The sequence below is a fragment of the Muribaculum sp. NM65_B17 genome (genome assembly GCF_004793735.1).
Classification (GTDB): Bacteria; Bacteroidota; Bacteroidia; order Bacteroidales; family Muribaculaceae; genus Muribaculum; species Muribaculum gordoncarteri.
The window spans coordinates 335,359-352,303 of record NZ_SRYY01000005.1; the positions used below are offsets into that span (position 1 = coordinate 335,359).

The window sequence follows — 16,945 nt, forward strand, 5'->3', positions numbered from 1 at the left end:
CAACCGGGGTTGAATGAGTTGGAGAAATCCAACGGCAAAAAATAGAATAAGTAAAACGGTTTTGGTAGGGGCAACCCGAAGAATCCTAATATACAAGCAAACTTGATGCAATGAAAAGAGTTGGCAACATATTCGATAAGGTGATTTCCCTTGAAAATTTGCGCCTTGCAGATGAAAAGGCACGAAAGGGGAAGTTGCATTCGTATGGTGTTAAGGTTCACGACAAGAACCGGGATGCCAATTTGCTTGCCTTGCATGAGAGTTTGAAAAATGGCACTTTCAAGACTTCAAAATATCACATTTTCAAGATTTACGAGCCAAAGGAACGTGAAATTTTCCGATTGCCGTATTACCCCGACCGCATTTTGCATCATGCAATAATGAACATCCTTGAACCCATTTGGGTGTCCGTGTTCAACAAGAACACATATTCTTGCATCAAGAACCGGGGAATCCATGCTTGTGCCAAGGATGTGAAACACGCATTGAAACAAGACCCGGACGGGACACGGTATTGTCTGAAAATTGATGTCCGAAAGTTTTATCCGTCAATCAACCATGAGATTTTGAAACAGGTTGTGCGGCGAAAAATAAAAGATAGTCGCCTTTTGGCATTGCTTGATGAAATCATTGATTCTGTTCCAAGCGGTGTGCCAATCGGCAACTATCTTTCCCAATACTTTGCAAACCTATTCATGGCATATTTTGACCATTGGTTGAAAGAAACCAAGGGTGTGAAGTATTATTGGCGATATGCCGATGATATTGTGATTCTTGCACCGAATAAAGATGTGTTGCATTCCTTGTTGCATGAAATACGTGCATACTTGCGCGACAATCTGAATTTGAAAGTCAAACGCAATTACCAAGTCTTTCCCGTTGATTCTCGCGGGATTGATTTCTTGGGCTATGTCTTTTATCATTCCCACACGCTTTTGCGAAAGTCAATCAAGCAAAAACTTTGCCGCCGGGTGGCGAAGTTGAACAAACGCAAGGTTGCACCGACAAAAGAGCAATACAAGCAACAAATATGTTCTTGGTGGGGTTGGTGCAAGTATTGTGATTCAATCCATTTAATGAACAAACTTCAAAATTCATTCCCTTATGAAATTAAATTTAATCGAAGCAAATGCACATTATGACATGGTGCATGGTAAACCCGCCGTGTTGGAACATGACAATGACGGGTCAAGTATTTACCGATTCAACATTGAACCCGAAATGGGTATTCCTGACGGTGAAGAATCGGAAGTTCAAATTGGATGGAAGTGTTGCGAAATCCGCATTTGGAGCAAGCCGACAAAATCCAACTTAAAAAAGGCAATTATCCGTTCAGTCATTGATGAAACGGCAGAATTTGACCTTGTGAACAGCTACAACAAGCACGTGTTGGGTATTGCACCCAATGACAAGGCAGTTGCCGATTACAAGGAATACTTGCAGTTTACCGAAGATTTGGATGTGATGTTGAAAACTGATTTATCAAACTAAAAACACAGAAAAAGGCAATGGCAAGATTTTGTGAACTTGGAGTGGAAGCCGATGTAATAATTGGCAAGGGCATTGACATGGAAGAATTGTTCAATCGCCGTATCTTGATTGAAAAGACAATCATTCAGCCAACAAAATATCCGGGTAAAAATTCATCCGGCTTACGAATGCAAATGCAAGTGGTTCTTGCAACTTTCAACACGACACCCGACCAATCCGGCGATTATTACCAAAAGGATGCAAGCGGTGTTGCAATCGGTGAAAGGCGTTCTTGCTTTACCGGGTCGGACATTCTGATTTCCGCAATTCAGAAAGCGGAAAACCAAATGCCCGCATTGAACAAAGCACGGCAGGAACGGGGCGAACCCTTGTTGAGTGTTTATCCAATAGACACAACGATTGTCAAAGTCGGAAAGTGTTTTCAATTCACTTAAACATGGAAATGATGGAATATATCCCGGCTATCATTAGCGCAATAGGGACAATCCTTGTTGCGTGGTTTGCGTACAATCAAAAGACAAAGGACAAAATGACGGACTTAAAGATTGAACAGATACGCACAAACAACGAAGTGAAACAAAGGCGGCGGGCGGACAATTCCGCAATCGTGCATGGTGAACTTTGGGAAGCCTTGCACGAGTTACACGCTGATAGGGTCTATATCGTGCAGCCACACCCACTTGGCAATGAATCAATGATAAGCATTTACTTTGAATCCAAGCGCAAGGGGGTTGAATCCATGAAACCCAAGATTCAGGATTTGAAGATGTCGGAAGTGGCGGTTTTTTGTTCGGACATGGCAAAGAACCTCTATATGTTCTTTGATAACATTGATGAACAAGTAAAAGACCGATTCGCCAAATCGCTTCTTTCGGCTTGTGGCACAAGCAAGGTCGCAATAAAGAGATTGAGCGACAACAACCATGATTGGGTTGGTTCTGTATTCTGCGAGTTTACGCACGATGTGGAAGTGAACGAAGATGAAGTTCGTTCCGTGCTTCACGAAGTTGCAATGAATATCCAATATCTTTTGCCCGAATATAAAAACTAAAAGAAGATGGCAGATGTCGATAAATTATTGCCGTTTATCCTGAAATGGGAGGGCGGATTTGCGAATGACCCGGCAGATGCGGGCGGCGCAACGAACAAAGGTGTAACAATCGCAACGTGGAAGCGATGCGGATATGACAAGGACGGGGACGGTGATGTTGATGTTGCTGACCTTAAATTGATAACCAATGATGATGTCCGCAATCGAGTGTTGAAACCCGCGTTTTGGGACAGGTGGAAAGCTGACAATATCCAATCACAGAAAATCGCAAACATTCTTGTTGATTGGGTTTGGGGTTCAGGAAAACACGGCATTGTCATTCCCCAACGGCTTTTGGGTGTAACCCCGGACGGTATTGTTGGAAATAAGACTTTGGCGGCGGTGAACTTTGCCGACCCTGACCAATTGTTTAATGTGATATACAACGCACGTGTCAAGTTCCTTAAAGACATAACCACGTCAAGTATTGCCGCCTATGAAAAGAGAATTGGGCGCAAGGCAACCGAAAAAGAATTGATGAAGCACACCAACAAGCGGTTCTTGAATGGTTGGTTGCGCCGTCTTGCGGACATTAAAAACATATAGCATGAAAAGAGTTATCGCAATTGTCGCCGTTTTTGCCTTGCTTGTATCTTGCGGAACAACACGCAAGGTTCAAGAAACAAAGCAAACTTCATACGCTGATAGTATGGCGGTGCAAGAGGTTGAAAAAAAGGAGTTGTCCAAGTTTATAGACACAACCCGGTCGGAACATGGGAAAATCACAATCACGGAAATTGAGTTTGAACACCCCGTTCCGCTTGACACGCCAAGGCGAAAGCCTGATGTTTCCCCGGTTTCCCCGCCAACGACAAAAGCCAAGGTGGATAATGTCGGGGAGTTTTCCGGGGTCAAGTCTATAAGACAAACGGTGATAGAATCGAATGTTGAAGAAAAAGGCGAAAGCAGCGAAAACGAAAAGCAAGAGCAATGCAAAAGCGAAGCAAATGCAATTCGTGAAAATTCCAACATCCAAATTAAGGAATCACCCGCGCCCGACCCAAACCGATGGCGATATGCCTTTTATGTTTCATTGCTATTTGTAGCGGTGTTGTTATACTTGAAACGTGTGCCGATATTGAATTGGATTAAAAAGATTCTTGCCGGATTAAGGCGGATTTTCTAAAAAATGCAGTATCTTTGCATCCACATTGTTGCGAAAGCCACAATTCACGTTGTGGAACAATGTTGAAGCCCGGTTTGTGCCGGGCTTCTTTGTTATCGGAGTTATCACTCTAAAAAGGACATGAAAAAAGCCCCAAAAATGGGGCTTTCGTGTACAAATTCGTGTACCAATTTTGCAAATCCTTGATTTTCAAGGTTTATTGCGGAGAGAGAGGGATTCGAACCCCCGGAGGTGTGACCCTCAACGGTTTTCAAGACCGCCGCAATCGACCACTCTGCCATCTCTCCAAATGGATGTTGTTATTTACGGGTGCAAAGTTATGGTTTTATTGTGAGATTACCAAATATTTTGACGGTTTTATTTTGCGGCCGGGGTTAAAATCATGTCGAAATGTACATTTGGCATCTTTTCGACGGGGAGAATGGGGCGATGATTGGATAATTATCCATAACTTTGCCGGCGATGAAGAAGGTGTATTTGTTCAATCCTGAAAATGACATAGCCCTCGGATATGGGAAGAATACGTTCTCGCTGTCGCCGATGGTGCAGGCGCTGTGTCGCGACGGTGCGGTGTTGCCGTTGTGGTACTGCGACCGCGACGATTGCATAGTGGCTTCGGATGTACCTTCTGCATGGCTTGACGAAATGGAGCGTATGTTTGGTGTCAAGGCTGTGACGGGTCGTGACGATATGTCAGGATATAAGGGCGCTCCGTGGGGATGGTCGCATCATTCGCGTAAGGTACTTTCGGGATATGGAGCCGAGGTGCCCGGCGTCGACTGTATTGAGCGTATAAGGGAACTGAGCCACAGGCGCATTTCGGCCGATGTCATGACTCGACTGGGGCGTGAGGTCGATTTTGAGCTCCCTCCCGTCCCGGTAGAATCCGTCGATGTTGACGCGGTAAAGGAGTGCTTGTCGCGTTACGGCTCGATTTTCGTGAAGTCGCCCTGGTCGAGCAGCGGCCGAGGGGTAATCCATGTCGATGCCTGGAGCCGCAGCGTCGAGCAGCGGGTGGGTGCCATGTTGCGCCGACAGGGCAGTGTGATGTGCGAGCAGGCTCTCGACAAGACTCGTGACTTTGCAATGCTTTTCCATGCCGCCGACGGTGCCGTGAAGTGGATAGGTTATTCGCTGTTCTTCAATCATGAAGGCGCGGCCTATTCGGGAAATGTGATTGCCGACGATGATGAGATTGAGCAGGCGCTTGTTGATTCGGGTGCCGACAGGGCGCATCTGCACGCTCTATCCTCGGCGCTTGGCCGGGTGCTGACGGCGATTATCGGTGATGACTATGAGGGATACTTGGGTGTCGACATGATGGTGACGCGCTCGGGCATGATTGCACCCTGTGTCGAGGTGAATCTGCGAATGACTATGGGCGTGGTGGCGTGGTTGTGGGGTCGGCGGTTTCTTGCGCCCGGCAGTGTGGCGCGTTATACGGTAGGCCCCGTGGGAGCATGCAATCCTGTCGGAAACGCGGTGGTCAGCGATAGCAGGCTTGTCGAGGGCGCATTGTCGCTGAATCCGATAGGCGACAATACAATCTTTTCGTTCAGGGTTGAAGCATATAGAGAGTCAGAACTCTCTCAGCTCATTGTATAGCCGGTGAAGCGGCAGACCCATTACGTTGTAGTAGCTTCCCGATATTGATTTTACGCCTATGGCTCCTATCCATTCCTGGATTCCGTAGGCTCCGGCTTTGTCAAGCGGCGAATAGCGGTCGACATAGTAGCGTATCTCCTCGTAGGAAAGGCGGGCAAACTCCACCGTGGTTTCCACGGCGAAAGTGCGGGTGCGTTCAGTCGTGGCGAGCGTGACTCCTGTCATTACGGTGTGACTGTGGCCCGACAGCTTGCGAAGCATCTCCACTGCTTCATCGGCCGAGTGCGGCTTGCCAAGAATCTCGCCGTCGGTTATCACGACCGTATCGGCTGTTATTACCAACATTCCTTCACGAAGTGTCTTCCTGTAGGCGTCGCCTTTCTTCTTGGCGATGTAAGGCGCCACCTCGTTGGTGGGCAGGTCGTGGGGGTAGCTTTCATCCACATCTATTGTTTCGGCAATTGAAAACTGTAGGCCGAGCATTCCCAACAGCTCGCGTCGTCGCGGTGACTTGCTCGCAAGCCTTATGTCGTAGCGTGACAGGTTGTGTAGCGGTGATTGCATGAGCGGTAGTTTAGAGTCATTACCATCCGAAAGCCTTGGCCGATGTCATCCATTTGCCTTGAGCCCTCATAATCTCCTCAAGCAGGTCGCGGGCCACTCCGTAGCCTCCGTTAACCGGCGAGATGTAGTCGGCTATCGATTTGATGTCGACAGTCGCGTCAAGCGGAGCCACTGCGAGGCCGGCGTGCTGCATCACCTCGTAGTCGGGAATGTCATCGCCCACGTAGGCCACCTCTTCGACGAGCAGGCCGTTGGCATCCATCCATTGCTTCAGCACATCTATCTTCTTGCCTGCCTTCATGTATATGTCGGTTATGCCGAGTCCGTTGAAGCGTGCCTTTATCGCCGGGGAGTAGCCTCCGGTTATTATGGCTATCTTGTAGCCGAGCTTTACGGCAAGCTGCAGGGCATATCCGTCCTTGATGTTGACCATGCGCGAGGGCATTCCTTCGCTGTCCATGGGTATTGTCGAGGGCGACAGAACTCCGTCGACATCGAAAACGATGCCCTTTATGCGTTCCAGGTCGTAGTTTATCTTGCTCATGATTGGTGGTCGGTGAGGTTGTGGTGATATTCGTTCATGATGTCGGTCGACAGTGTTTCGTAGAGCTTGTGCTTCACTCCCGACAGCATGCTCAGATGCTTTTTAATTATGTCGACATCACCTCGGCGTGCCGGGCCTGTCTGTCCGTCGTGGGGCGACATTGTCAATGTCTTGTCGAGGGTGGCTTTTATGAGCGGGTGCATGACGCTGAAGTCGGCACCGATTGATTCGAGTATGTCGGCCGACTGCGCCCACATGTAGTTGGTGAAGTTGCAGGCAAACACTGCCGCGATGTGCAGCTTTACGCGGTTGGCACTCGACACCTCGAGCACCTTGTGCGATAGCGACGAGGCGAGCTCGCGTATGGCGCGGGTGACATCGCCGTTGCATCCCTCGATGAAAAACGGCACTTCGGTCATGTCGACATCGGCATCCTTGGAGAATGTCTGCATGGGGTAGAGCACTCCGTAGCTGTCGACAACGCCGTCAAAGACTTTCATGTCGACCGAGCCCGATGTGTGGAGCCACAATCCCTTGCGGCCGGCGACCGATGCGGCCAGCGACGCGATGGCATCGTCCTTGATGGCGATGATGTATATGTCGGCGTCAAGAGCGTCAAGGTCGACAACCGCAGTTGCTCCCACGGCTGAAGCGAGCCGTGACGCGCTTTCGCAGCGGTGATTGTAGATCGACAGCTTATAGCCGGCTCTCGTGACAGCCTTGGCAAGGTGTGTCGCCACATTGCCCGAACCTATGACGGCTATGCGGGGGGAGTGGCTTAACGTTCGGTCCATGTGCCAATGTGAACCTTTTCCCACTGCAGCTTGTCGACTGCCTGGGGCTTGCGTTCTTCGGCTTTATGGCCTAATGTTATTATGCACACGGGGATGATGGAGTCGGGCATTTCGAGCAGATTCTGCACATATACCTCCGATTCAAGATCGGTTTCGGTAAAGCGTCCTTTCACCTGAATCCAGCAGGAACCCAGGCCAAGGTCCTCGGCCTGCAGCTGGATGTAGGTTGCAGCTATTGAGGCATCCTCAATCCACGGCTCGGTGATTTTTGCGTCGACGGCCACCACGATTGCGAGTGCGCATCCGGCTACGGGGCCGGCTCCGCTTACCTTGCACTTGCTTAGCAGTTCAAGCTGCTTCGAGTCCTCGACTACGACAAAGTGCCATGCGCGGCTGCTCTTGGAGGTGGGCGCCATGAGCGCGGCCTCAAGTATGGTTTTTACATCTTCGGGTGAAATCTCTTCGGGGGTGTATCGGCGTATACTGCGTCGATTAACGATTAAGTCATGAAAATCCTTCATAGCGGATCGGGGATGTATAGGTTTTTGTTTTGGATTCTATCGCTTGCACACCCAGGCATCGGGGTATCGGTCGCCGTATCCGTTGGCGCCAAGCTTGTTGAAAGCGTCGGAGTAGGTGGCGCCTGCCGCGATGTAGACACGGTAGCGGCCTCCCGATTCCAGAACTGACAGTGAATCGCGGTCGGCGCTGTGGGCGATGTATTCGTCGGCGGCCTTGCGTGTAGGCAGCGATGCGACTACAAGGAAGTAGCGCATGGGCTTGGTTGTGGCCGTAGGTGCTGCGGGCTGCTGTGCCGTGGTGACGGCGGGGGTGAATGTGCCGCGTGATGTTGCGGGGTCGGGCAGGGCTATCGACAGCTCGATGTCGGGCGACGGCACTGTGTAGACCGGGGCGGGCTTGGTGACATTCATCGTAGTCGCAATTCCTGCATAGTTGGCCTCGTCCTGTATTATCGGGGTCGAAAGCATGAATCCGAGTCCGATGAGGAGTGCTATCGATGCTACGATTTTGAGTATGTTGCGGCTCACGGGGACATAGTAGACCGATGCCGATTCGTTGCGCTTCTTCAGCGTTTCGGCCAAGTCGACCGCCTTTACGGCAATGAGTCCGGTGTAGTCGGGGGCGGTGTTGGTGGCTGTAGCCGGCTCAAACACTATCGAACCTTCGTCGTTGAGGCTGAATGAACCGAGTCGACCGAATGTTATCGACTCGCCCGATTCAAGAGCGTGACGCATTGCGTTGACCTCCTCGGCAATGAGGGCCGACGCGTTGTCGTAGGTGATGCCGTTGCCACGGGCTATCGACGATGTGAGCAGTCCGTCGCTATGTGTAAGCGACGCGTTGAAGCCTACGGTGCGACATGGCGGGAATATGCAGCCAAACTCGCTGTCGACGCGTGCCGGCTGATAATTGGCTATAAAAGCTCCCCAACCGGGCACTGTCACGCAGTCGTGCCTCAGTATCAAGTACTCAATATGTCGGATTAGTACATTCACAATACAAAGGTAATTACTTCGATTCACATTTCAAAACGTTATTTATACAATTTGCAGCCGATTTCGTTCATTGTGTCGGTCATAATGCAGCAACGGCCACTCGTGGGAGCGGCCGTTGCTGCATAGTCTGTGACTATTGCGTGTAATGGATTTACTTCACTTTTAGAGTTTTCCCTATGGAGAGTTTGGTGTTTCGTGTTATGCCGTTGAGCTTGCAAAGCCTGTCGACGGTTGTGCCGTTGCGCGAGGCGATTTTTGACAGTGTGTCACCTTTGCGTACACGGTAGGTGGCCGATGCCGTGACTTTGCCCGATTTCGACGAGCTTGCTTTAGCCTTTGCGCTTCGGGGCGAGTAGTCGCGGGCCTCCTGGTAGTTGTTTTTGTTGAATGTGAACTCGTCGGTGTGGGTGGTGTGATTTTCGAAGTCGAAAATCGCAGCCGGGTTTATGGCGATTCCCATGTAGCGGGTTTCAAAGTGCAAGTGGGGACCGGTCGACTTTCCTGTGTTGCCGCCAAGGGCGATGGGGTCGCCTGCCTTTACGTATTGGTCGGGTTTAACGAGGAATTTCGAGAGGTGGCCGTAAACTGTTTCGAGGCCGTTGGGGTGACGAACGATGACATAGAGTCCGTAGCCTTTTCTGCGGCCTTGGTTGCGGGTAAGTCGAACCTTGCCGTCAAATGCTGCGCGAATCGTGTCGCCTATCTGTACTTTCAAGTCGATGCCTTTGTGCATTCGGCGGAAACGCCTGCGATAACCGTAGGGCGAGGTTACATAACCCATGGTGGGCATGCAGAAGTTGCGTACATCGATGACCTTGGTATCGGGAATTACGGCGTTGGTGTAGCAGTTTACTGCCTGGCTGTCCCATCCCTCGACATAGATATCCTCTTCGGGTTCCTCTTCTTCACGGAACAATACATCCATGTAGTCGAGAGTTTCTTTAAGCTTTATCTGTTCAGCGATGTTCTCTTGTGAGGCTATGAGGTCTTTGTGTTCCGATTTGTGGAAGTCAGGGAGCTTGTAGTCCTCGGTCTGGGCATTTGCGGTAAATAAAGATGCTAAGGCTAATGTAGTTGCTGCTGTTATTTTTGTTAGGGAAAATTGCATTACAAAAATTGATGTTCTTGATGGGATTTTTTTTAATTCATTTCGTCAGGTGCATAGAAGAACCTGATGTTGGAAGGACGGTAGTTGAATATCTCTTCAGGCTTGAAGAAGCGGGCAAGTTCGATTTGTCCGTTTTCAACGCTGTCAGAAGCATGAATGATATTTTCCTGGCCGCTCATGGAGAAGTCGCCACGTATTGTTCCCGGAAGGGCCTTGCGGCCATTGGTGGCACCTGTCATAAGGCGCACCACTTCAACGGCGTCTTTCCCTTCAATACACATAACGATGACGGGAGTAGCCATCATCGATTCCAATAGAGAGGGGAAGAATGGACGGTCAACAAGATGGGCGTAGTGTTCACGGAGAATAGTTTCATCAAGCTGCATCATTTTCATGCCGGTGATGATCAATCCCTTTCTTTGAAAACGAGTTATAATGTCGCCGATAAGTCCACGATGAATGGCTGAAGGCTTGATGATTACTAATGTTTGCTCCATTTTAGATTTTTATGTTTGTTAACTTTTCGTAGTTCTGTAGTCCAAATATACAAAAATCATTCAAAGGGAAAGCGTGTTGTCAAGATAAAAAGTGCAAATTTTGATTTTAGAAGTGTAAAATTTGGTGTAATGTATTGTATATCAGTATGTAATAAAGAATATGTTTAAAAACATATTTTGAACAAACCGACATTTGCAGTGTTGTATAGATTTAAAATTATGTTAAAATATGTAATTGACAATGCCGTTTAATTAATATCTTCCGTGCATGAAAAATCAGCTTATTCTTGACCAATCAACGGCCTTTGACGCTTGTTGTAACAGCTCGGAGCGGAGTATCGAATTTTCGGGCAAGGCAAGCTCGGGGTCTTTGTCGAGGGTGTCGTCGGCGGCATCCCTTGCAAGCTGCACTATCTGTCCGTCGGTCGCGAGGTTGGCTATGTGCAGGTCAAATGCAATTCCGCTCTGCATGGTGCCCTCCATGTCGCCCGGGCCTCGCATCTTGAGGTCGGCTTCGGCGATTACAAATCCGTCGGTAGTCGATGTCATTATCTCGAGGCGCTGCCGGGTTTCTTTTTGTATCTTTTGATGAGTCATCAGGATGCAGTAGCTTTGTTCGGCGCCTCGTCCCACTCGTCCGCGCAGCTGGTGAAGTTGCGACAATCCGAATCGCTCGGCATTCTCGATGATCATGGTCGATGCATTGGGAACGTTTACGCCCACTTCGATTACGGTCGTCGCTACAAGAATCTGTGCCTGATTGGTGGCGAATAGCATCATCTGGTGCTCCTTCTCGGCAGGCTTCATTTTTCCGTGTACGTAGCACACCTTGTAGTCGCGGAATGTTTCGCGTATCATCTCATATCCCTCTTCGAGGCATTTCAGGTCGAGCTTCTCGTTTTCCTGAATGAGGGGATACACGATGTAGGCCTGTCGTCCTTGCTTCAGCTGCTTGCCGAGAGCCTGATATACGGCCATGCGGTTGTTGTCATATCGCAGCAGTGTCGTGACGGGTTTTCGGCCCGGCGGCAGCTCGTCGATCACCGACACGCTGAGGTCGCCGTAGATGGTCATTGCAAGTGTGCGCGGTATGGGGGTGGCCGTCATGACAAGCACGTGGGGCACCACCATGTTTTTTTGCCACAGGCGGGCGCGTTGCGCCACGCCAAATCGGTGTTGCTCGTCGATGACTACAAATCCGAGATTCTTGAACTGGACATTGTCCTCGATAACGGCGTGAGTGCCAATGAGGATGTGCAGCGAGCCGTCGGTAAGCTGGCTGTGTATGATGTCACGCTCCTTTTTGCGTGTGGAGCCGGTGAGCAGCTTTACGTTTATCCCTATCGGGGCGACCATCGATGAGATGGTTTCATAGTGCTGGGTGGCGAGTATCTCGGTGGGGGCCATCAGGCATGCCTGTGTGCCGTTGTCGAGGGCGATGAGCATGCACAGCAGTGCGACAAGGGTTTTGCCGCTGCCCACGTCGCCTTGCAGCAGTCGGTTCATCTGCTTTCCGGTGCCCATGTCGGCGCGAATCTCCTTTATGACGCGCTTCTGTGCCCCTGTCAGCTCAAATGGCATCTGCTGCGAGTAGAAGGTGTTGAAATATTGTCCTATTCTCGGAAATCGGAATCCGGTGAGCTGTGCGTTGCGTCGGCGCGAGTAACGCTGAATGTTGAGCTGAATGTAGAACAGCTCCTCAAATTTCAACCTTAACCTTGCCGCCTGAAGCTTTTCGTTGGACTGTGGATTGTGAATGTTGATCAGCGATTCGCGCAACGACATGAGCTTCAACCGCTCGATGATCGAGCGCGGCAGTGTTTCGGTAATTACGGGAGAGGCCGCGAGAGCCGTCTGCACCCATGTGAATATCTGTCGTGCGCCTATGCCTTGGTTGCGCAGTGTTTCGGTGAGCGGATATACTCCTCTCAGCCCCTGTGCCGCTGTGGTCGATGCCGGAGTGTCGACTTCGGGGTGAACCATGCTCCAGCGGTTGTTGAACAGCTCCGGTTTGCCGAATATGATGTATTCATTGCCGGTGTGGTAGCTTTCGCGAATCTGCTTTATGCGCCTGAACCACACCACCTCCATTGTGCCGGTTCCGTCGGTGAACACTCCCACGAGCCTGGTCTTTGCCCCTTCGCCCTGCACGGTCATGGCAATGAAGCGTCCTTTGAGCTGAATCATGGGCATTTCACCCGACAGATCCTTGACCCGGTATATCGATGAACGGTCGAGATAGCGGGTGGGGAAGTGATAGAGCAGGTCGCGATAGGACTTTATGCCGAGCTGTTTACCAAGCAATTCGGCACGTTTGGGGCCTATCCCTTTCAAGTACTTTATGTCAAGATTCCTTAGTCGGTTCATTTCGGAGATATAACGAAGCTATGGCAAGGTCGTCGGGGAGCGTTATCTTTATGTTGTGGGGGTCGCCTTCGACGAGCGTTATGTCGGTGTAGCCGGCAGCCGCCATGACCGATGCGTCGTCGGTGAATCCGGGTTCGTAGGGGAGCGTGTAGGCTTGTTTCAGCTTCATGCCGTCGAATGCCTGCGGTGTCTGCACGGCTCTCAGTCGTTGACGGTCGACGGGATGTGAATTTACACCGTCGTCATCGAGCATTCGCAGCGAGTCGCTCACGGCTACGGTGGGTATGGCTCCCGACGCGTTGCAGGCAGCTGTCATGATGCGCTCGATCATGGGTCGGTTTATGAGCGGGCGTGCTCCGTCGTGGACGGTGATCACGCTCTTTAGCATCGGGTCGAGGACGATTGTGTCGACGGCGTTCTTGACCGATTCCCAACGTGTGCTTCCGCCGGTGACTACTCGGGGCGACATGAAGTCATAACGACGACACAGCTCCTCCCAAAGCGACAGGTGGTCGGCATTTAGCACGAGCACGATTTCCGATTCGGGAAGTGACTTGCGCATGCGCTCGATGGTGTGCATGAGCACGGGCTTATTGTCAAGCAGGCAGAACTGCTTGGGAAGGTCGGCACCGAAGCGGCTTCCTTTTCCGGCGGCGACTATTATGTGGTAGGTTTTAACGGGATTCATTGTTGCAAAATTACACAATATCATTGACTCTGCAAATGGGGTAAATAAAAAGGAGCTTAATCGCTAAGCTCCTTTTTATGAGTTTCCAATAGGTACAATTTCTAAGGTAAAAAAGATTGTTTTAGGTTTGTGTCACAAAGGTCACCCTTTTTTGTGAGCTGACCAAAGAGAAAAGCATGTTTAGCAACATTGTTTTTAATCTTTTTTATCATTAAAAATCGTTATTTTGAGTATAATATACTGAAAATCAATATATTTACACGATATATAAAATTTATGTAAAATAGTAAAATTTATTTAAAATGCAGATTTTTTATCTACATCGTCGGTGTAAAGGTGCAGTTCAAACGATTTTCCGTCAAATTTGCCAAAAGAGAAGTGATGTATCCAGTCGCCCAGAATTATCACGTGCTTGTCGCCGTTGATGTGGTAGTCGATGAGTATGTGACGATGTCCGAAGACGAAGTAATCGATGTCGGGGTGTTGCAGTGAATATTCGCTTGCAAAGGTGATGAGCGACTCGTTTTCGGCACCTGCGAATTGTGGAATCTCCTCGCTGAAATTTCGGCTGCTTGACGACCAGTTGAGGGCAAACGGGATTGTCCATCGCGGATGAATGGCGCTGTAGAGTTTCTGGCACACTTTGTTGCGAAACATTCCTCGCATCAACCTAAATGTAGGCTTCAGTTTCCCGAGTCCGTCGCCGTGGGACATGAAAAACTTCTTTCCGGCGATCTCCTTGGTTATCCATCCGTCGATTACGGTGAGGCCTATTTCATTTTTCAGATAGTCAAACAACCAGATGTCGTGATTGCCTATAAACCAGTATATCTTCACTCCCGAGTCGGCAAGCGAGGCCAATGCTCCGAAAAATCTTATGTAACCGCGAGGCACGACAGTCTTGTACTCATACCAATAGTCGAGAATGTCACCGAGCATGTATAGCTCGGCGGCATCGTCGCGTATCGATTCAAGCCATCGCACCACACGCTGTTCGTAGCTCCTTGGATTTTTCAGGTAGGTGGCTCCGAGGTGAAGGTCCGATATGAAATATATGTTTTTTCGCTCCATCGGTTGAATTGGCGTTCTTGGGCTGTTACAGGAATCCGAGGTCAAGCTTGGCCTCCTCGCTCATCATGTCCTTGTTCCATTCGGGCTCAAACACGATGCGTATGTCGACGCGGTTTACGCCTTCGATGCTTTCGAGCTTGATGCGGGTGTCCTCGACAATGAAGTCGGCGGCGGGGCAATTGGGCGCGGTGAGCGTCATGTCGACGGTGAGATTTCCTTCATCGCTGAGGTCGATGTTATAGATAAGTCCGAGATTGTATATGTCGACGGGTATTTCGGGGTCATATACGGTTTTGAGCATCGTTATGATGCGCTCCTCAATATTTAATCGTTCTTCGGGTGTCATAATGTTGCAAAGTTAGTCATTTTCTATCATTTTGAGGAATGTGTCCTCGTCGATAATGGGAATGTTGAGCGAAGTCGCTTTCTGCAATTTGGCGGGGCCCATGTTTTCGCCGGCTAACAGATAGTCGGTCTTCTTGGAAATCGAACTTACGTTCTTGCCTCCGTGACGCTCGATCATGTCCTTGTACTCGTCGCGTGAATGCTTGCTGAAGGTGCCGCTTATCACGATGCTTTTGCCTGCAAGACGGTCGGAGCTGTCGGCATCGTCGCGCTTGGGTATCGACATCTGCACGCCGGCTCTCCTAAGACGCTCGATGATGTCACGGTTTACGGGGTTGTTGAAGTACTCCTGCACGCTTTCGGCTATGCGCGGGCCTATGTCGTCGATTGCGGTGAGCGCTTCGACTCCGGCGTTCATCACGCTGTCGATGTCGCCGAGCGAGCGGGCCAGTTTCTTGGCTACGGTTTCGCCCACAAATGGTATTGAGAGCGCATACATGACTCTCTCAAAGGGCACCTGCTTGGAGGCTTCGATGCCGTCGATCATTCGGTCGGCGGTGCGGGGGCCGAATCCCGGCAGGGCTTCTATCTCCATGCGATGTGTGTGCAGGTCGTAGAGGTCGGCGATGTCGTTAACCCAGCCGTTCTGATAGAGGACTACCACAATCTCTTCGCCGATGCCTTCGATGTTCATCATGCGCCGGCCTACGAAGTGCTCGATTCGGCCGCATATCTGGGGCGGGCAACCCCATTTGTTGGGACACATCCACGCCGCCTCGCCTTCGACCCTCACAAGTCGTGTGCCGCATATCGGGCAGTCGGTCACGAATGTCACAGGCTTTGCGTCGGGCTGTCGGCTGTCGGTGTCGACACCGGTTATTTTGGGTATTATCTCGCCTCCTTTTTCGACATAGAGCATGTCGTGCTCGTGAATGTCGAGGGTGCGCACAATGTCGGCGTTGTGGAGCGACGCACGCTTCACGATGGTACCCGAGAGCAGCACCGGTTCAAGATTGGCCACGGGGGTGACCACTCCCGTGCGTCCTACCTCAAATGACACGAAGCGCAGTTGGGTCAAGGCGCGTTCGGCCTGGAACTTGTAGGCGATGGCCCAGCGCGGCGACTTGGCGGTGTAGCCGAGATTGAGCTGCTGGCGCAGATTGTTGACCTTGAACACAAGGCCGTCGGTAGCTACGGGCAACTCCTTTCGTGCCGTGTCCCAATATTCGATGAATCGGTCGACCTCCTCGATTGAGTGGAGCAGCTTCATCTCGGATGACACCTTGAATCCCCATTTACGTGCCTCCATCATGTTGTCGTAGTGGTTGTCGCAGGGTAGATTGTCGCCGAGCAGGTAGTAGAACACCGCATCGAGGCCGCGACGGGCCACTTCGGCCGAATTTTGCATCTTAAGTGTTCCGGCGGCGGCGTTGCGCGGATTGGCAAAGAGCGGCTCCTCATTGAACTCGCGTTCGGCGTTGAGGCGGTCAAATGCCTTCCACGGCAGTACTATCTCGCCGCGAATCTCAAACTCCTGCGGCCAGCCGCTTCCGTTAAGCTGCAGCGGCACGCTCTTGATGGTCATGACATTGTCGGTCACGATGTCGCCTCGCTCTCCGTCGCCGCGTGTCACGGCGCGCACGAGTCGTCCGTCACGGTAGGTGAGCGAAATCGATGTGCCGTCAAATTTCATCTCTCCTACGATGCTGAACTCTTCGCCCATGAGCGATTCGCGTGTACGATGCAGGAAATCGTCGACCTCCGCGATGGAGTAGGTGTTGCCGAGCGACAGCATGGGGCGCTGATGAACATGTTGCTCAAAAGCCTTGTTGATGTCGCTGCCCACACGGTGGGTGGGGGAGTAGGGGTCGTCGAGTTCGGGATGCTCATGTTCGAGCTTCTCAAGCTCCTTCATCATCATGTCGAAGTCGCGGTCCGATATTTCGGGGGCGTTCAACACGTAGTAATTATAGTTGTGTCGATTAAGTTCCTTGCGCAGGTTTTCGATTTGCTTTGTTGCATCCATCTTTGAAATATTGAAAAAAGTTTAGATACAAATATAAGTATAAAATGTCATCGATTGCAATATTGTCCTAAATAATTTTTGAGTGCTACTCAACGTGCAGAGGCATCAGCCT

General features: G+C 50.5%; 19 protein-coding genes and 1 tRNA gene. 7 read left to right on the top strand and 13 right to left on the bottom strand.

What is annotated here, in order from left to right; all coding sequences use genetic code 11:
* The first annotated feature begins 110 nt into the window (after positions 1-110).
* Genes E5354_RS09850 through E5354_RS09875 form a run of 6 tightly spaced genes read left to right on the top strand, consistent with a single transcriptional unit; the run spans position 111 to position 3,707 of the window.
* The gene (locus E5354_RS09850; protein ID WP_135947355.1) at positions 111-1,142 is read left to right on the top strand and encodes an RNA-directed DNA polymerase; all 1,032 of its coding nucleotides are present in this window, start codon (positions 111-113) and stop codon (positions 1,140-1,142) included.
* Positions 1,105-1,491 carry a hypothetical protein gene (locus E5354_RS09855; protein WP_135947356.1) on the top strand — a complete coding sequence of 129 codons (387 nt, stop codon included), beginning with the start codon at positions 1,105-1,107 and terminating at the stop codon, positions 1,489-1,491. The genes E5354_RS09850 and E5354_RS09855 overlap by 38 nt, the downstream gene beginning before the upstream one ends.
* 17 nt (positions 1,492-1,508) lie before the next feature.
* Positions 1,509-1,925, top strand: a complete 417-nt coding sequence (locus E5354_RS09860; protein ID WP_135947357.1) for a hypothetical protein — start codon at positions 1,509-1,511, stop codon at positions 1,923-1,925.
* A 2-nt stretch (positions 1,926-1,927) separates the two neighbouring features.
* Positions 1,928-2,542: a hypothetical protein gene (locus E5354_RS09865; protein ID WP_246863788.1), complete on the top strand. Its 615-nt coding sequence runs from the start codon at positions 1,928-1,930 to the stop codon at positions 2,540-2,542.
* A gap of 6 nt (positions 2,543-2,548) precedes the next feature.
* Complete coding sequence (locus E5354_RS09870) at positions 2,549-3,127, top strand: glycoside hydrolase family 108 protein (protein WP_104405378.1); 579 nt, start codon at positions 2,549-2,551, stop codon at positions 3,125-3,127.
* 1 nt (position 3,128) lies between these two features.
* Positions 3,129-3,707, top strand: a complete 579-nt coding sequence (locus tag E5354_RS09875) for a hypothetical protein (RefSeq protein WP_104405379.1) — start codon at positions 3,129-3,131, stop codon at positions 3,705-3,707.
* Positions 3,708-3,909: 202 nt separating this feature from the next.
* On the opposite strand, the gene E5354_RS09880 is transcribed toward E5354_RS09875, so the two are convergent.
* A tRNA-Ser gene (locus E5354_RS09880) sits at positions 3,910-3,994 on the bottom strand.
* A 175-nt stretch (positions 3,995-4,169) separates the two neighbouring features.
* On the opposite strand from E5354_RS09880, the gene E5354_RS09885 reads away from it, so the two are divergent.
* Positions 4,170-5,312: a hypothetical protein gene (locus E5354_RS09885; protein WP_135947358.1), complete on the top strand. Its 1,143-nt coding sequence runs from the start codon at positions 4,170-4,172 to the stop codon at positions 5,310-5,312.
* On the opposite strand, the gene E5354_RS09890 is transcribed toward E5354_RS09885, so the two are convergent.
* From E5354_RS09890 to ligA, 12 genes are all read right to left on the bottom strand, one after another.
* On the bottom strand, positions 5,286-5,876 hold the full coding sequence (locus E5354_RS09890; RefSeq protein ID WP_135947359.1) for a Maf family nucleotide pyrophosphatase: 591 nt from the start codon (positions 5,874-5,876) through the stop codon (positions 5,286-5,288). The two genes, E5354_RS09885 and E5354_RS09890, sit on opposite strands and share 27 nt — an antisense overlap.
* Before the next feature lie 19 nt (positions 5,877-5,895).
* The gene (locus E5354_RS09895; RefSeq protein WP_123396469.1) at positions 5,896-6,420 is read right to left on the bottom strand and encodes a KdsC family phosphatase; all 525 of its coding nucleotides are present in this window, start codon (positions 6,418-6,420) and stop codon (positions 5,896-5,898) included.
* On the bottom strand, positions 6,417-7,214 hold the full coding sequence (locus tag E5354_RS09900) for a Rossmann-like and DUF2520 domain-containing protein (protein WP_135947360.1): 798 nt from the start codon (positions 7,212-7,214) through the stop codon (positions 6,417-6,419). The genes E5354_RS09895 and E5354_RS09900 overlap by 4 nt, the downstream gene beginning before the upstream one ends.
* Complete coding sequence (locus E5354_RS09905; protein WP_123396471.1) at positions 7,199-7,735, bottom strand: nitroreductase family protein; 537 nt, start codon at positions 7,733-7,735, stop codon at positions 7,199-7,201. The genes E5354_RS09900 and E5354_RS09905 overlap by 16 nt, the downstream gene beginning before the upstream one ends.
* Before the next feature lie 36 nt (positions 7,736-7,771).
* A complete protein-coding gene (locus E5354_RS09910) occupies positions 7,772-8,731 on the bottom strand; it encodes an HU family DNA-binding protein (protein ID WP_135947361.1) in 960 nt (319 codons plus the stop codon).
* A 151-nt stretch (positions 8,732-8,882) separates the two neighbouring features.
* A complete protein-coding gene (locus tag E5354_RS09915; protein ID WP_123396473.1) occupies positions 8,883-9,839 on the bottom strand; it encodes a M23 family metallopeptidase in 957 nt (318 codons plus the stop codon).
* Positions 9,840-9,871: 32 nt separating this feature from the next.
* Positions 9,872-10,336: a nucleoside-diphosphate kinase gene (gene ndk, locus E5354_RS09920; protein ID WP_123396474.1), complete on the bottom strand. Its 465-nt coding sequence runs from the start codon at positions 10,334-10,336 to the stop codon at positions 9,872-9,874.
* A gap of 276 nt (positions 10,337-10,612) precedes the next feature.
* A complete protein-coding gene (gene recG / locus E5354_RS09925; protein ID WP_135947362.1) occupies positions 10,613-12,703 on the bottom strand; it encodes an ATP-dependent DNA helicase RecG in 2,091 nt (696 codons plus the stop codon).
* Positions 12,681-13,391, bottom strand: coding sequence for a 2-C-methyl-D-erythritol 4-phosphate cytidylyltransferase (ispD, locus tag E5354_RS09930; protein ID WP_135947363.1), 711 nt, complete (start codon positions 13,389-13,391; stop codon positions 12,681-12,683). The genes recG and ispD overlap by 23 nt, the downstream gene beginning before the upstream one ends.
* Before the next feature lie 297 nt (positions 13,392-13,688).
* On the bottom strand, positions 13,689-14,462 hold the full coding sequence (locus tag E5354_RS09935; protein ID WP_135947364.1) for a UDP-2,3-diacylglucosamine diphosphatase: 774 nt from the start codon (positions 14,460-14,462) through the stop codon (positions 13,689-13,691).
* A gap of 25 nt (positions 14,463-14,487) precedes the next feature.
* Complete coding sequence (locus E5354_RS09940; protein WP_123396478.1) at positions 14,488-14,808, bottom strand: metal-sulfur cluster assembly factor; 321 nt, start codon at positions 14,806-14,808, stop codon at positions 14,488-14,490.
* 12 nt (positions 14,809-14,820) lie between these two features.
* Positions 14,821-16,833 carry an NAD-dependent DNA ligase LigA gene (gene ligA / locus E5354_RS09945; RefSeq protein ID WP_135947365.1) on the bottom strand — a complete coding sequence of 671 codons (2,013 nt, stop codon included), beginning with the start codon at positions 16,831-16,833 and terminating at the stop codon, positions 14,821-14,823.
* Positions 16,834-16,945 lie beyond the last annotated feature (112 nt).

Bases quoted from the DNA above. Each gene is read 5' to 3' on its own strand.
- E5354_RS09850 (WP_135947355.1), top strand. From the start codon at position 111: ATGAAAAGAGTTGGCAACATATTCGATAAGGTGATTTCCCTTGAAAAT.
- E5354_RS09855 (WP_135947356.1), top strand. From the start codon at position 1,105: ATGAAATTAAATTTAATCGAAGCAAATGCACATTATGACATGGTGCAT.
- E5354_RS09860 (WP_135947357.1), top strand. From the start codon at position 1,509: ATGGCAAGATTTTGTGAACTTGGAGTGGAAGCCGATGTAATAATTGGC.
- E5354_RS09865 (WP_246863788.1), top strand. From the start codon at position 1,928: ATGGAAATGATGGAATATATCCCGGCTATCATTAGCGCAATAGGGACA.
- E5354_RS09870 (WP_104405378.1), top strand. From the start codon at position 2,549: ATGGCAGATGTCGATAAATTATTGCCGTTTATCCTGAAATGGGAGGGC.
- E5354_RS09875 (WP_104405379.1), top strand. From the start codon at position 3,129: ATGAAAAGAGTTATCGCAATTGTCGCCGTTTTTGCCTTGCTTGTATCT.
- E5354_RS09885 (WP_135947358.1), top strand. From the start codon at position 4,170: ATGAAGAAGGTGTATTTGTTCAATCCTGAAAATGACATAGCCCTCGGA.
- E5354_RS09890 (WP_135947359.1), bottom strand. From the start codon at position 5,876: ATGCAATCACCGCTACACAACCTGTCACGCTACGACATAAGGCTTGCG.
- E5354_RS09895 (WP_123396469.1), bottom strand. From the start codon at position 6,420: ATGAGCAAGATAAACTACGACCTGGAACGCATAAAGGGCATCGTTTTC.
- E5354_RS09900 (WP_135947360.1), bottom strand. From the start codon at position 7,214: ATGGACCGAACGTTAAGCCACTCCCCCCGCATAGCCGTCATAGGTTCG.
- E5354_RS09905 (WP_123396471.1), bottom strand. From the start codon at position 7,735: ATGAAGGATTTTCATGACTTAATCGTTAATCGACGCAGTATACGCCGA.
- E5354_RS09915 (WP_123396473.1), bottom strand. From the start codon at position 9,839: ATGCAATTTTCCCTAACAAAAATAACAGCAGCAACTACATTAGCCTTA.
- ndk (WP_123396474.1), bottom strand. From the start codon at position 10,336: ATGGAGCAAACATTAGTAATCATCAAGCCTTCAGCCATTCATCGTGGA.
- recG (WP_135947362.1), bottom strand. From the start codon at position 12,703: ATGAACCGACTAAGGAATCTTGACATAAAGTACTTGAAAGGGATAGGC.
- ispD (WP_135947363.1), bottom strand. From the start codon at position 13,391: ATGAATCCCGTTAAAACCTACCACATAATAGTCGCCGCCGGAAAAGGA.
- E5354_RS09935 (WP_135947364.1), bottom strand. From the start codon at position 14,462: ATGGAGCGAAAAAACATATATTTCATATCGGACCTTCACCTCGGAGCC.
- E5354_RS09940 (WP_123396478.1), bottom strand. From the start codon at position 14,808: ATGACACCCGAAGAACGATTAAATATTGAGGAGCGCATCATAACGATG.
- ligA (WP_135947365.1), bottom strand. From the start codon at position 16,833: ATGGATGCAACAAAGCAAATCGAAAACCTGCGCAAGGAACTTAATCGA.